11 protein-coding genes and 1 tRNA gene are annotated in these 13,277 nt (G+C 67.4%); 6 read left to right on the top strand and 6 right to left on the bottom strand.

Features of this window, described 5'->3' with window-relative positions; all coding sequences use genetic code 11:
• Window positions 1-41: 41 nt before the first annotated feature.
• On the bottom strand, window positions 42-3,512 hold the full coding sequence (gene mfd, locus WS45_RS05275; RefSeq protein WP_059698593.1) for a transcription-repair coupling factor: 3,471 nt from the start codon (window positions 3,510-3,512) through the stop codon (window positions 42-44).
• 108 nt (window positions 3,513-3,620) lie between these two features.
• On the opposite strand from mfd, the gene ispD reads away from it, so the two are divergent.
• On the top strand, window positions 3,621-4,331 hold the full coding sequence (gene ispD, locus WS45_RS05270; RefSeq protein ID WP_059693491.1) for a 2-C-methyl-D-erythritol 4-phosphate cytidylyltransferase: 711 nt from the start codon (window positions 3,621-3,623) through the stop codon (window positions 4,329-4,331).
• Window positions 4,332-4,359: 28 nt separating this feature from the next.
• Window positions 4,360-4,845, top strand: a complete 486-nt coding sequence (gene ispF, locus WS45_RS05265; protein ID WP_057925367.1) for a 2-C-methyl-D-erythritol 2,4-cyclodiphosphate synthase — start codon at window positions 4,360-4,362, stop codon at window positions 4,843-4,845.
• A 144-nt stretch (window positions 4,846-4,989) separates the two neighbouring features.
• Here ispF and WS45_RS05260 read toward each other — a convergent pair whose 3' ends face one another.
• From WS45_RS05260 to ompR, 4 genes are all read right to left on the bottom strand, one after another.
• Entirely contained in the window at window positions 4,990-5,517 is a 528-nt protein-coding gene (locus WS45_RS05260; RefSeq protein ID WP_044843722.1) for a carboxymuconolactone decarboxylase family protein, read from the bottom strand.
• Window positions 5,518-5,593: 76 nt separating this feature from the next.
• The gene (locus tag WS45_RS05255; protein ID WP_006478563.1) at window positions 5,594-6,142 is read right to left on the bottom strand and encodes a peroxiredoxin; all 549 of its coding nucleotides are present in this window, start codon (window positions 6,140-6,142) and stop codon (window positions 5,594-5,596) included.
• A gap of 189 nt (window positions 6,143-6,331) precedes the next feature.
• Window positions 6,332-7,693 (bottom strand): ATP-binding protein, encoded by a 1,362-nt coding sequence (locus WS45_RS05250; protein ID WP_059693488.1) that lies wholly within the window; start codon window positions 7,691-7,693, stop codon window positions 6,332-6,334.
• A 40-nt stretch (window positions 7,694-7,733) separates the two neighbouring features.
• On the bottom strand, window positions 7,734-8,468 hold the full coding sequence (gene ompR / locus WS45_RS05245; RefSeq protein WP_004192636.1) for an osmolarity response regulator transcription factor OmpR: 735 nt from the start codon (window positions 8,466-8,468) through the stop codon (window positions 7,734-7,736).
• A gap of 258 nt (window positions 8,469-8,726) precedes the next feature.
• Here ompR and WS45_RS05240 point away from each other — a divergent pair, with 258 nt between their 5' ends.
• The 3 genes from WS45_RS05240 (at window position 8,727) to WS45_RS05230 (ending at window position 11,916) form a co-directional block, all read left to right on the top strand.
• Entirely contained in the window at window positions 8,727-9,005 is a 279-nt protein-coding gene (locus WS45_RS05240; RefSeq protein ID WP_059693486.1) for a hypothetical protein, read from the top strand.
• A gap of 120 nt (window positions 9,006-9,125) precedes the next feature.
• Complete coding sequence (locus WS45_RS05235) at window positions 9,126-10,625, top strand: DUF1800 domain-containing protein (protein WP_059698590.1); 1,500 nt, start codon at window positions 9,126-9,128, stop codon at window positions 10,623-10,625.
• A gap of 67 nt (window positions 10,626-10,692) precedes the next feature.
• Window positions 10,693-11,916 (top strand): DUF1501 domain-containing protein, encoded by a 1,224-nt coding sequence (locus tag WS45_RS05230; protein WP_059698588.1) that lies wholly within the window; start codon window positions 10,693-10,695, stop codon window positions 11,914-11,916.
• Window positions 11,917-11,940: 24 nt separating this feature from the next.
• On the opposite strand, the gene hpnD is transcribed toward WS45_RS05230, so the two are convergent.
• Window positions 11,941-12,774: a presqualene diphosphate synthase HpnD gene (gene hpnD / locus WS45_RS05225; RefSeq protein WP_059698586.1), complete on the bottom strand. Its 834-nt coding sequence runs from the start codon at window positions 12,772-12,774 to the stop codon at window positions 11,941-11,943.
• Window positions 12,775-13,010: 236 nt separating this feature from the next.
• Between hpnD and WS45_RS05220 the strand changes: the two genes are divergently transcribed.
• A tRNA-Leu gene (locus WS45_RS05220) sits at window positions 13,011-13,097 on the top strand.
• The last annotated feature ends 180 nt before the right edge of the window (window positions 13,098-13,277 follow it).

The following is a 13,277-nucleotide window of genomic DNA, read 5'->3' as shown; positions in this document are numbered from 1 at the left end:
CTTCGCCGGCCGCGATGCGGTGCAGCATCGCGGCCGTGCGGTCAGCGTGCCGCGCTCGCCGCGTCGGCGCGCGGCGCGAGCGCGCGCAGCGTCTCCTTGATCGTCGACACGCGGATCGCGAGGTCGGGCGAGCGCGTCTCGATGCGCAGCTTGTCCTGGCCCGCGAGCTTGATGTGCCGGTGCTTCTGCACCATCTCGATGATCCGCATCGGATCGATCGGCGGGTTCGGCTCGAACTGCAGCCCGATCGCGACCTCGCTCGCGTCGATCTTGACGATGCCGAGCGGCTTCGCGGCCAGCCGCAGCCGGTGCGTCTCGACGAGCGCGTGCGCCTGCGGCGGCAGCTTGCCGAAGCGGTCGATCAGCTCTTCCTGGATGCCGTCGATCGCGTCGCCGTGTTCGCAGTTCGCGAGACGCTTGTACAGCGACAGCCGTTCCTGCACGTCGGCGCAGTAATCGGCCGGCAGGATCGCGGGCGCGTGCAGGTTGATTTCCGTCGTCGCGGCGAGCGGGGCGGTGAGGTCGGGCTCCTTGCCGTTCTTCAGCGCCTTCACCGCGTCGTTCAGCATGTCGGTGTAAAGCTGGAAGCCGATCTCGTGGATCTCGCCCGACTGCTTGTCGCCGAGCACCTCGCCGGTGCCGCGGATCTCGAGGTCGTGCATCGCGAGATAGAAGCCCGACCCGAGTTCCTCCATCTGCTGGATCGCCTCGAGCCGGCGCTGCGCCTGCTTGGTCAGCGACTGCGGGTCGTGGACCAGCAGGTACGCATACGCCTGGTGATGCGAACGGCCGACCCGGCCGCGCAACTGGTGCAGCTGCGCGAGGCCGAACTTGTCCGAGCGATGCATGATGATCGTGTTCGCGCTCGGCACGTCGATGCCGGTCTCGATGATGGTCGTGCACAGCAGCACGTTCGCGCGCTGCGCGACGAAATCGCGCATCACGCGTTCGAGTTCGCGCTCGTGCATCTGGCCGTGCGCGATCACGATGCGCGCCTCGGGCACGAGTTCCTCGAGCATCGCCTTGCGGTTCTCGATCGTTTCGACCTCGTTGTGCAGGAAGTACACCTGGCCGCCGCGCTTCAGTTCGCGCAGCATCGCCTCGCGGATCACGCTTTCTTCCTCGCGCCGCACGAAGGTCTTGATCGCGAGCCGCTTTTGCGGCGCGGTCGCGATCACCGAGAAATCGCGCAGCCCCTCGAGCGCCATGCCGAGCGTGCGCGGGATCGGCGTCGCGGTCAGCGTCAGCACGTCGACCTCCGCGCGCAGCGCCTTCAGCGCTTCCTTCTGGCGCACGCCGAAGCGGTGTTCCTCGTCGATGATGACGAGGCCGAGGCGCTTGAACTGCACGTCCGACGACAGCAGCTTGTGCGTGCCGATCACGATGTCGACGCTGCCTTCGTTGATCTGCGCGATCGCCGCGTTCACTTCCTTCGCGGTCTTGAAACGCGACAGCTCGACGATGCGTACCGGCCAGTCCGCGAAACGGTCGGCGAAGGTCTGCGTGTGCTGCTCGGCGAGCAACGTGGTCGGCGACAGCAGCGCGACCTGCTTGCCGCCCATCACCGCGATGAACGCGGCGCGCAGCGCGACCTCGGTCTTGCCGAAGCCGACGTCGCCGCACACGAGGCGGTCCATCGGCTTGCCGCTCGTCATGTCGCCGATCACGGCCGCGATCGCCGCGGCCTGGTCGGGCGTTTCCTCGAAGCCGAAGCTTTCCGCGAACTTCACGTAGTCGCGCGGCTCGAGCGCGAACGCATGGCCTTCGCGGGCCGCGCGCCGCGCATACAGGTTCAGCAGCTCGGCAGCCGTGTCGCGGATCTGCTGCGCGGCCTTGCGCTTCGCGCGCTCCCACTGGCCCGAGCCGAGCGCGTGCAGCGGCGCGCTGTCGGGATCTGCGCCGCTGTAACGCGAGATCACGTGCAGTTGCGCGACCGGCACGTAGAGCTTGCTTTCGCCCGCGTATTCGAGATGCAGGAATTCGGTCTCGCCTTCGCCGAGATCCATCGATACGAGGCCCATGTAGCGGCCGATGCCGTGCTGCGCATGCACGACCGGATCGCCGACCTTCAGCTCCGACAGGTCGCGCACCATCGCATCGACGTTGCTCGCCTGTTCCTGTCGGCGACGCCCGGCGCGGCGGCCGAGCGCACCGTACAGCTCGGTTTCGGTGACGATCGCGTAGCCTTCGCCCGGCACCGCGAAGCCGCTCGCGAGCGGCGCGACGCCGAGCGCGAAGGGCGCGTCGCTTTCGAGCCAGCCTGCGAAGTGGTCGTTCGACGCGGGGCGCAGGTGATGCTCGGCGAGCAGTTGCAGGATCGTTTCGCGGCGGCCGGCCGATTCGACCGTCAGCAGCACGCGCTTGCCCGACGATTCGACGAACGTGCGCAGCGCGGCGAGCGGATCGTCCGCATGGCGGTCGACGGTGAGCTCGGGCAGGCCCGTCGCCCAGCCGCCCGCCGGCTGCGCGGGCAGCACGACGCGCGCGAACGGCTTCGCGAACGCGAAGAAATCCTCGTCGGACAGGAACAGGCGCTGGGGCTCGAGGATCGGCCGCTCGCGATCGTGTGCGAGGAACGCATGACGCTGCTTCGTATCGGCCGTGAAGCGTCGGATCGACGCTTCGAGGTCGCCGGTGAACACGAGGTGCGCATCCTGCGGCAGGTAGTGGAACAGCGTGGCCGTCTCGTCGAAGAAGAGGGGCAGGTAATACTCGATGCCGGCCGACGGCACGCCGTTGCCGATGTCCTTGTAGATCGGCGCGCGGCTCGGGTCGCCTTCGAAGGTTTCGCGCCAGCGGCTGCGGAAGGCCGTGCGCGCGGCTTCGTCGAACGGAAACTCGCGGCCGGGCAGGAGGCGCACGTCGCGCACCGGATAGAGGCTGCGCTGCGTATCGGGATCGAACGCACGGATCGAGTCGACCTGGTCGTCGAACAGGTCGATCCGGTACGGCAGCGGCGAGCCCATCGGGTACAGGTCGAGCAGCGAGCCGCGCACGCAGTATTCGCCGGGGCGCACGACCTGGCTCACGTGCTCGTAGCCGGCCAGCGTGAGCTGCGCCTTCAGCTTCGCCTCGTCGAGCCGCTCGCCCTGCGCGAACGCGAACGTGTACGCGGCCATGAACGATGCGGGCGGCATCCGGTACAGCGCCGTGGTCGCGGGCACCAGCAGGATGTCGCAGCGGCCCTCGCCGAGGTCGTGCAGCGTCGCGAGGCGCTCGGAGACGAGATCCTGGTGCGGCGAGAACGTGTCGTACGGCAGCGTTTCCCAGTCCGGCAGCAGGCGCACGCGCGCGTCGGGCGAGAAATAGCGGAGTTCCTGCGACAGCCGCTGCGCGTCGACCGCGTTCGCGCAGATCACCGCGAGGAGCGGGACCGCGTCGCGGTTGTCGGCGAGATAGCGGGCGATGGCGAGTGCGTCGGCGGAGCCGTGCGCGCCGTCGAAGGCGAACCGCTGGCCCGGTTTGACGCGGGCGACGGGCGAGGCGAACGGGGTGGAAGCGTTGTCTGGCATAGGGACGGCAGGGGTGGCGGGCACGGGCGCATCGCGGTGCGCCGGTCGAGACGAAAGACCTATTATAAAATCCGCTTCTCGATTTCATCTTTCCGGCGTTTCCCCTTCGTGACTCCCCGACTTTTCGCCCTGATTCCTTGCGCCGGCACGGGCAGCCGTTCCGGCTCTGCCGTGCCGAAGCAATACCGCACGCTGGCCGGCCGCGCGCTCCTGCATTACACGCTCGCCGCGTTCGACGCGTGCAGCGAATTCGCGCAGACGCTCGTCGTCCTCGCACCCGACGACACGCACTTCGACGCGCGCCGTTTCGCGGGCCTGCGTTTCGCGGTGCGCCGCTGCGGCGGCGGCTCGCGGCAGGCGTCGGTGCTCAACGGGCTGCTCGAGCTGGCCGAATTCGGCGCGACCGACCAGGACTGGGTGCTGGTGCACGACGCCGCGCGCCCGGGCATCACGCCCGAGCTGATCCGCACGCTGGTCGCGACGCTGAAGGACGACCCGGTTGGCGGCATCGTCGCGCTGCCGGTGGCCGATACGCTCAAGCGCGTGCCGGCCGGCGGCGACGCGATCGCGCGCACCGAATCGCGCGACGCGCTGTGGCAGGCGCAAACGCCGCAGATGTTCCGCATCGGCATGCTGCGCGACGCGATCCTGCGCGCGCAGCGCGAAGGGCACGACCTGACCGACGAGGCGAGCGCGATCGAATGGGCCGGCCATACGCCGCGCGTGGTGCAGGGCAGCCTGCGCAACTTCAAGGTCACGTACCCGGAAGATTTCGCGCTTGCGGAAGCGATCCTCGCGCGCTCCACGAACGCTTCCTGACTTTCACCTCATCTCAACCGGAATACGCATGGATTTCAGAATCGGACAAGGCTACGACGTGCATCAGCTCGTCCCGGGGCGCCCCCTCATCATCGGCGGCGTGACGATTCCTTACGAGCGCGGCCTGCTCGGTCATTCGGACGCGGACGTGCTGCTGCACGCGATCACCGACGCGCTGTTCGGCGCGGCGGCGCTGGGCGACATCGGCCGCCATTTCTCCGACACCGACGCGGCGTTCAAGGGCGCGGACAGCCGCGTGCTGCTGCGCGAGTGCGTCGCCCGCGTGAAGGCGGCCGGCTTCACGATCCAGAACGTCGACAGCACGGTGATCGCGCAAGCGCCGAAGCTCGCGCCGCACATCGACGGGATGCGAGCGAACATCGCGGCCGATCTCGGGCTGCCGCTCGAGCGCGTGAACGTGAAGGCGAAGACCAACGAGAAGCTCGGCTATCTCGGCCGTGGCGAGGGCATCGAGGCGCAGGCCGCCGCGTTGCTGGTGAAGCAGGGCGCGTGAGCGCCTGAAGCCGATCCGAAGCGGCGCGCGGGTCGCGCCGCCGGAATGAAAAATGCCACGCGTTTGCGTGGCATTTTCGTTTTTGCGGTGCGGTGCGGCGCGCGTGGCCGCCGCAGTGCACCGTGCTGCCGCGTGCGCGACGGCTTATTCGCCTTCGGCGGCGATCACCTGGGCGGCGGCGTTGATCACCGACGCGATACGGCCGACGTCGCGCAGCTGCGTCGTCGTCATGCCTTGCTCGTTCTTCAGCAGCGCATAGTGCGACTTCACGCAGAAGTGGCACTTGCCGACGATCGATGCGGCGAGCGCGTACATCTCGAACCTGCGCTTGTCGACGCCGCCGTGCGACGCATACGCGCCCATCCGCAGCTCGGCACGCTGCGTCTTCAGGTCGGCGTCGTCGGCCATCTCGACATACGGATACCAGGTGTTGTTCATCCCCATCAGCGCGGCCGCCGTCAGCACGGCGTTCGTCTCTTCGGGCGACAGCACGCCGGCTTCGCGGATCGTCTTCACGAGCACGGTGCTCTTCGCCGCGACCGCCGCCGCCAGCGCGACGCCGACTGCATCGGTGCCTTCGAGCGACGAGCGCGAGATCGTGCCGTCGAGGTTCAGGCGAATGTCCTTCGCGTAGTCGGGGATACGTGCCTTAATCGAGTCGATGAATTCCATTGATATCTCCTATGGGTTGGCCGTTAAAAAAGCCCGCAGGCAGGACGTGCGCCGCGGGCTTCGTGCATCGATGCGCTTACAGCGTTGCGCCGCCGACTGCACGGTTGCACGGGCACAGTTCGTCCGTTTGCAGGCCGTCCAGAATGCGCAGGACTTCTTCCGGGCTACGGCCGACGTTCAGGTTGTTCACCGAAACGTGCTGGATCGTGTTGTCCGGATCGACGATGAACGTCGCGCGCAGGGCCACGCCGGCTTCCTTGTCGCGCACGCCGAGCTGGTCGATCAGCTCGCCCTTGACGTCGCCGAACGAGTAGTGGTTCAGCTTGTCCAGGTCCTTGTGCTCACGGCGCCATGCGAGCTTCACGAATTCGTTGTCCGAGCTGCCGCCGAGCAGGACGGCGTCGCGCTCTTCGAACTGCTTCGTCAGCTTCGCGAACTCGACGATTTCCGTCGGGCACACGAACGTGAAATCCTTCGGATAGAAGTAGATGATCTTCCACTTGCCCGGGAACGACGCTTCGGTGACGGTCTCGAACGCCGACTGGCCGTTTTCCTCGTGATTGTTGAAGCCCGGCTTCGCGGCTACGACGGTGAATGCTTCGAGTTTATCGCCCACGGTTTTCATGCGGATACTCCTGTATGAGTTGGGAAGAAGACTGAGTCAAGCTACCTCGGTGCTGCAACGTTGGTGTGACAGCATGGGCAGGACTATAACACTATTAACAAAACGCTTCAATAGATTTTGGCTAACGATTCCCATAGTTTTTTTCAACCGCGCCGATAGTGTGACGCGCAAGAAGCGTGCGCGAACGCGTCACGCCGTCGCACGCGCCTTGCCGGCGCCGGGGAATTCGAGGGTGACTTCGAGGCCCGCTTCGGGGCTGCGGTTGCGCAGGCGCAGCGCGCCGCGATAGCGGCCGACCAGGCGCAGCACGATCGCCATGCCGAGCCCCGTGCCGTCCGCCTTGGTGCGTGCCGTGTCGACGCGGTAGAACGGCCGCATCACGAGCGGCAATTGGTCCTCGGGGATGCCGGGGCCCTCGTCGCTCACCGACAGCTCGACGCGCGCGTGCGTCACGCGCGTCTCGAGCGTGATGCGCGACACGCCGTCGTCGCGGCTCTGGCCGTATTTGCGCGCGTTCTCGACGAGGTTGCCGATCACGCGGCGCATGTCGGTCTCGTCGGCTTCGATCACGGCGGTCGCCGCGAGCCGCGTGCGGATCTCGACGCCGTCCTCGCCCGCCACGCGCGCGGCGACTTCCTGCGCGATCGACGACAGGTCGACGGGCTCGGGCTTGCGCTGCGACGGGCGCGCGTAATCGATGAAGGCCGCGATGATGCGGTCCATCTGCTCGATGTCGTCGACCATCGCGTCCTTGGTCGCCTGGTCGGACGGGCTCATCTCGGTCTCGAGGCGCAGCCGCGCGAGCGGCGTGCGCAGGTCGTGCGAGATGCCCGCGAGCATCAGCGCGCGGTCGGCCTCGAGCTGTTCGAGATCGCGCACCATCTGGTTGAAGCTGCGGTTGGTCTCGGCCGCGACGCCCATCCCGCGCTCGGGCAGCAGCTCGGGCGTCTGGCCCGAACCGATCTGCCGCGCGGCGAGCGCCAGCCGCGAGAACGGCCGGTTCACGAGACTCGTGATGAACGCCGAGCCGAACAGCGACAGCGCGAGCGCGAACAGGCCCCAGCCGGCCCACTGCAGGCCGGTGACGCTGTCGAGCTGGTCGCGGTCGAGCGCGACCCAGTAGTCGTCGTCGTCGATCTTGAAACTGATCCACACGCCCGGGATGTCGTTGACCGACTGCGCGATCACGGTGTCGTCGCCGAGACGGCTGCGGATGTCGTGTTCGATCAGGCGGTTCAGCGATTCGTCGGGCTGCAGCTTGAACTTGTCGGTTTTTTCGCGCGGGTACACGCGCACGCCCTCGTTGCTCTCGAGATCCTGCAGCAGCGCGCGCCGCAAATCGGGATCGGAATAGAGCAGGGCGGTGCGCGTGAGCTTCACGATCGCGACGAGCTGGAGCGCGACGCGCTGCGCGCGCGGCTCGCGCTCGATCACGCGAAAGCTCTGGAACCACGCGGCGAGACTGACCGAGATCAGCAGCGCGATCAGCAGGAAGGTGCGCCAGAACAGCCCGCCGAACGCGAGCTGCAGGAGGCGCCGGTCGATACGCATGGGACGGGCCGAGGGCGGGCGAAACCGGAAAGGAAAAAGATCAGGCGGCGCCGTCCGGAATGAACACGTAGCCGAGGCCCCAGACAGTCTGGATGAAGCGCGGGCTGCCCGGATCCGGCTCGATCAGCTTGCGCAGGCGCGAGATCTGCACGTCGAGGCTGCGGTCGAACACTTCGTATTCACGGCCGCGCGCGAGCTCCATCAGCTTTTCGCGCGACAGCGGCTGGCGCGGATGACGCGCGAACACCTTCAGCACCGAGAATTCGCCGGTCGTCAGCGGAATTTCCTGGCCGGACTTCGTCAGCGTGCGCGTCGCGAGGTTCAGCGAGAACTCGCCGAACTCGAACACCTCGGTGGTTTCCGACGGCGCGCCCGGCAGCTCGGCCGGCGCCTGGCGGCGCAGCACCGCGTGAATGCGCGCGACGAGTTCGCGCGGATTGAACGGCTTCGGCAGGTAGTCGTCGGCGCCCATCTCGAGGCCGACGATGCGATCGACGTCCTCGCCCTTCGCGGTGAGCATGATGATCGGCGTGCGGTCGTTGCTGCCGCGCAGGCGGCGGCAGATCGACAGGCCGTCCTCGCCCGGCAGCATCAGGTCGAGCACGAGCAGGTCGAAGCGCTCGCGCACCCAGAGCTTGTTCATCGCGGTCGCGTTTTCCGCGACGTACACGTTGAAACCCTGCTCGCCGAGATAGCGGCGCAGCAGATCGCGCAGGCGCGGGTCGTCGTCGACGACGAGAATCTTGGAGGGGTTTTTCGTTTCCATGAGCGGCATCTTATCGCGAATGGGAAATTACGCACGGTCGCGTATTTTCGCGCGTTACAGTCCGTTACAAAATTTACCCGTAGTGTCGCGCGGAGTAAAGGCAGGCTATAGAGATTCCTTTACTCGAAGCCGAAATTCGGTAGATACTCCCCTGCACTCCATCTTTCATCTTTGTACGCCCGAATTCCGCAGGGTTTTTCAAGTACCAGAGGTAACCGGTTGCCGCGTGACGAAGGGAACAAATCGACCAAAGAAGCGAGGACGGTCATGCGATCTGCCCGGATTGCACTGATGCTGACGATCGCACTTGCCGGTCCATATGCGTCGAACTTCGCGTATGCGCAGCGCCCCGAGCAGGGCGCCCCGTCGCGCAAGCTGCCGCGCGGCAAAGCGCCGCAGCCCGACCGCACCGCCGACATGGCGGTCCGTTCCGCCGTGCCTCCCGATCTCGAACAGCGCCGCCGCGACGGGCACATGACGCCCGAGGAGCGCCACCTGTTGCGCCAGCACATCGAGGACGCCGTTCGCGAGCTGTACAAGCGCTGATCCGCACGCGCCCACGCGCCGCGCGGAAAGATTCCGTAGCAATTTTTCCGTCAACTTTCGGATGCCTGCTGCCGTTGTACCGGCATCCGCACCGCCGGTGCGTTCCGGGAGTCCACGACGATGAAAGCGAACGCTGCCGCCCCGGCATCGCCCGCGATGCAGGCGCCGCTCGACGCCGACGATGCGCTGTTCTTCCTGAGCCGCACCGGCTTTTCTCCCGCACCGGCCGAGGTCGCCCGCATCGTCGGGATGACGCGCGCGCAAGTCGTGGCCGACACGCTCGGCAACGTGCGTCGCGACCCCGTGACGCCCTGGCCCGACTGGCTCGTCGAGTTGCCGCCGACCCGCGCGCAGCGACAGGCGCTGACGCCCGACATGCGGCGCGACGAGCAGGGCGAACGCAATCGCCGCTACGACGCGTTGCGTGCGGCGTGGGTCAACGAAATGGTCGTGACGCCGTCGCCGCTCACCGAGCGCATGACGCTGTTCTGGCACGGGCATTTCACGTCCGGGCAGGACAAGGTCCCGTATCCGCAGACGATGGCCGCACAGAATGCGCTGTTTCGCCGCGAGGCGCTCGGCAACTTCGGCACGCTCCTGCATGCGGTCGCGAAGGATCCGGCGATGCTTCAGTATCTCGACGGCGCGAGCAACCGCAAGGGCCGTCCGAACGAGAACTTCGCGCGCGAGGTGATGGAGCTGTTTACGCTCGGCGAAGGGCATTACACGCAGCACGACGTCACCGAGGCCGCGCGCGCGATGACCGGCTGGAGCGTCGATCCCGATACGCTGCGCTTCGTGGTGCGGCCCGAATGGCACGACGCGGGCGACAAGACGATACTCGGCGAGACCGGTGCGTTCGACGGCGACGGCTTTCTCGACATCCTGTTGAAGCGGCCCGACACCGCACGCTTCATCGCCGGCAAGCTGTGGCGCGAGTTCGTATCCGATACGCCCGACGCCGGCGCGCTCGATATCGTCGCCGAACGGTTTCGCGCGAGCGGCTACGACATACGCGCGGCGCTCGCCGCCCTTTGGTCGACCGACGAATTCTGGGATCCGCGCAATCGCGGCGTGCTCGTGAAGTCGCCGGCCGAGTTCGTCGTCGGATCGGTGCGGTTGTTCGACGTCGCGTACGGCGATCCGCAGATGCTCGCGAACACCGTGCGCACGCTCGGGCAGAACCTGTTCTATCCGCCGAACGTGAAGGGCTGGCCGGGCGGCGCGATGTGGATCAACAGCACGACGCTGCTTGCGCGCAAGCAGTTCGTCGAGCAGTTGTTCCGCGCGACCGAGACCGCCGGCATGCGGGCGCCGGCGCATGCAATGGCGGCACCGTCGCCGAATAATGCGCACACGATACCGGTTGCCGACGCCGCGTCGGTTGCCGGCATGCGTGGCGCGCCGGCCCGGCCCGCGCGCGGCGGCCTGCGATTCGACCTCGAACGCTGGCTTGCGCAGTATCGTGCGCGGCCGCAGGCGATTGCCGGATTGTCGACCGAGCTTCAACTGCAGCACGCGGTGCTGCCGGTGTCGCCGGTCGCGGCCATCGATACGGACTCGACCGGCGGCGCGTATCTCGAGGCGCTGCTGATGGATCCGGCCTATCAACTGAAATGACCGAAACGACGATGACCAGGCGCGCTGCCCCGGTGGCCATGCCGCGCGGCGAACCGAAGGATGCACGATGAACCGACGTGATTTTCTGACGCTGACGGGCGCCGCGGCCGCAGCGGGCGTGTCGTTGTGGCAGCCGCCCGCGCAGGCGGCGACATCGAAGGCCGCGGCGGGGCGGCAGCCGGCGGCCGGCTATGCGAACGTGCTGATCCTCGTCGAGCTGAAGGGCGGCAACGACGGCCTCAACACCGTGGTGCCGTATGCCGATCCGCTCTACTACCAGTTTCGCCGAAGCATCGGCATCAAGCGCGATCAGGTGCTGCAGCTCGATGCGCATACGGGGCTGCACCCGTCGCTCGCGCCGTTGATGCCGCTGTGGCGCGACGGGCAGGTCGCGGTCGTGCAGGGCGTCGGCTATCCGCAGCCGAACCTGTCGCATTTCCGCTCGATAGAGATCTGGGATACCGCGTCGCGCTCCGACCAGTACCTGCACGAAGGCTGGCTCACGCGCACGTTCGCGCAGGCGCCGGTGCCGCCCGGCTTCGCGGCCGACGGCGTCGTGCTCGGCAGCGCGGAGATGGGGCCGCTCGCGAACGGCGCGCGCGCGATCGCGCTCGTCAATCCGGCGCAGTTCATCCGCGCGGCGCGGTTGGCCGAACCGTCGTCGCTGCGCGAGCGGAACCCGGCGCTCGCGCACATCATCGACGTCGAGAACGACATCGTGAAGGCGGCCGACCGGCTGCGCCCGCGCGGCGGCATGCGCGAGTTCAGGACCGCCTTTCCGGCCGGTACGTTCGGTACGTCTGTGAAGACCGCGATGCAGGTGCTCGCGGCATGCGAGGCGTCGGGGCCCGGCGCGCAGGACGGCGTCGCGGTGTTGCGGCTCACGCTCAACGGTTTCGATACGCACCAGAACCAGCCGGGGCAGCAGGCTGCGCTGCTCAAGCAGTTCGCGGAAGGGATGAGTGCGATGCGCGGCGCGTTGATCGAACTCGGACGCTGGAACCAGACGCTCGTGATGACGTATGCGGAATTCGGGCGGCGCGTGCGCGAGAACCAGAGCAACGGCACCGATCACGGCACCGCCGCGCCGCATTTCGTGATGGGCGGGCGCGTGGCGGGCGGGTTGTACGGCGCGGCGCCGGCACTCGGACATCTCGACGGCAACGGCAACCTGCCGGTCGCGGTCGATTTCCGCCAGCTGTATGCGACCGTGCTCGGGCCGTGGTGGGGGCTCGATGCGACGCACGTGCTGCAGCAGCGCTTCGATACGCTGCCGCTGCTGAAGGTGTGATGCCGGGGAGGGTGACGGCGCGGGTCAGCGGCGGCGCGCCGCGCGCCACGCGATCCACAGCTTGCGGATCGGTGTCAGGGCGATGCGCTGGTGCAGCACCTGGTAGCCGTCGCGCTCGATTTCGTCGAGCAGCGCACCGGCCAGTGCAATCTGCGCGCGCAATGTGCGTTGCGCGCGGCGCTCGGATGCGGGAACCGCTGCGTCGGCGGCGGCCAGCGCTTCGCGTGCGCGGCCCGTCTGAAACTGCAGCAGCGCGGTGAAAGCCGGGCTGTAGCGGCGGTTCAGCAGGTCGGCAGCGGTCACGTTGTAGCGTTGCAGTTCGTCGATCGGCAGATAGATGCGGCCGTGCCGCGCGTCGTTGCCGAGTTCCTGCACGAATTGCGCGAGCATCAGCGCGCGGCCGGCATCCGCGGCCCAAGGTTGCGGGTCGGCCGGATTCGCGGCACTTGCGCGCGCGACCAGCGACGCGAAGGTGCCGCCGACCTGCGCGATGTAGCGTTGCAGGTTCGCGAAATCCAGATAACGTGCCTGTTCGAGATCCATCCCGTAACCGTTGACGAGCGTGCGCAGCGCATCGGATTCGGCCTTGATCGCCGGGTGGTGTTGCGCGAGCGCCTTCGTGACCGGATGCGACGGTTCGCCGGCGGCGAGCGCCGCGAGTTCCTTGTGCCACCACGCGAGCTTCGTGTGTCCGACGGTCGGATCGCTGGTTTCCTTGACGGTTTCCTCGAGTTCGCGGCGCAGCGCGAACAGGGCCGTCAGCCGCGGTTCGGCGGCGAGCGGCGCCTGGCGCAGCGCGTAGTAGACGCTGGAGCCTGCGGGGGCGGCCTTTTGCTGACAGTAGTCGTCGAAGTTCACGGGTGGGATCGTGGCGGAGGCGGGTTCGGGGACGCGCGCCGGCGCATGGCCGGCACGTCGAGCGCGGCATTCTAGCACCGCTCTTCGACGGGCGCCGGTGGGGCGAGACAATGCTGCGCAGATCGGGTAGAATCTCGCGCTCGCCTGATCGGGTGTGCCGGTTTTCGGTTCGGCATGAAGCCCCGGGCGCGTGGAGAACGCATCTTGCGTGCCATGTGGTTAGGTGACAGAAATCCGCGTGAGTGGCGAAATTGGTAGACGCACCAGGTTTAGGTCCTGACGCCCGCAAGGGTGTGCCGGTTCGAGTCCGGCCTCACGCACCACGAAGTCGAACGTACCCCGCCAAGGGCCGTTCCAAAAAAGCGCTGCCGGTTGGCTGACCGGCAGCGCTTTTTTGTTGGTGCGGTTCCGCGCGGAGTGCACGCGCGGGCTTATGAACGGTTCCAATCCGAATGGAGAGGCTTGCTGCTCGCCGCAGATACCTGTACTGGACCTGAAAAAGA

It is taken from the genome of Burkholderia sp. RF2-non_BP3 (assembly GCF_001522185.1).
Taxonomy (GTDB): Bacteria; Pseudomonadota; Gammaproteobacteria; order Burkholderiales; family Burkholderiaceae; genus Burkholderia; species Burkholderia diffusa.
This window is presented reverse-complemented; position numbering and strand designations above follow the sequence as displayed.

Bases quoted from the DNA above. Each gene is read 5' to 3' on its own strand.
- mfd (WP_059698593.1), bottom strand. From the start codon at position 3,512: ATGCCAGACAACGCTTCCACCCCGTTCGCCTCGCCCGTCGCCCGCGTC.
- ispF (WP_057925367.1), top strand. From the start codon at position 4,360: ATGGATTTCAGAATCGGACAAGGCTACGACGTGCATCAGCTCGTCCCG.
- WS45_RS05260 (WP_044843722.1), bottom strand. From the start codon at position 5,517: ATGGAATTCATCGACTCGATTAAGGCACGTATCCCCGACTACGCGAAG.
- WS45_RS05255 (WP_006478563.1), bottom strand. From the start codon at position 6,142: ATGAAAACCGTGGGCGATAAACTCGAAGCATTCACCGTCGTAGCCGCG.
- WS45_RS05250 (WP_059693488.1), bottom strand. From the start codon at position 7,693: ATGCGTATCGACCGGCGCCTCCTGCAGCTCGCGTTCGGCGGGCTGTTC.
- ompR (WP_004192636.1), bottom strand. From the start codon at position 8,468: ATGCCGCTCATGGAAACGAAAAACCCCTCCAAGATTCTCGTCGTCGAC.
- WS45_RS05240 (WP_059693486.1), top strand. From the start codon at position 8,727: ATGCGATCTGCCCGGATTGCACTGATGCTGACGATCGCACTTGCCGGT.
- WS45_RS05235 (WP_059698590.1), top strand. From the start codon at position 9,126: ATGAAAGCGAACGCTGCCGCCCCGGCATCGCCCGCGATGCAGGCGCCG.
- WS45_RS05230 (WP_059698588.1), top strand. From the start codon at position 10,693: ATGAACCGACGTGATTTTCTGACGCTGACGGGCGCCGCGGCCGCAGCG.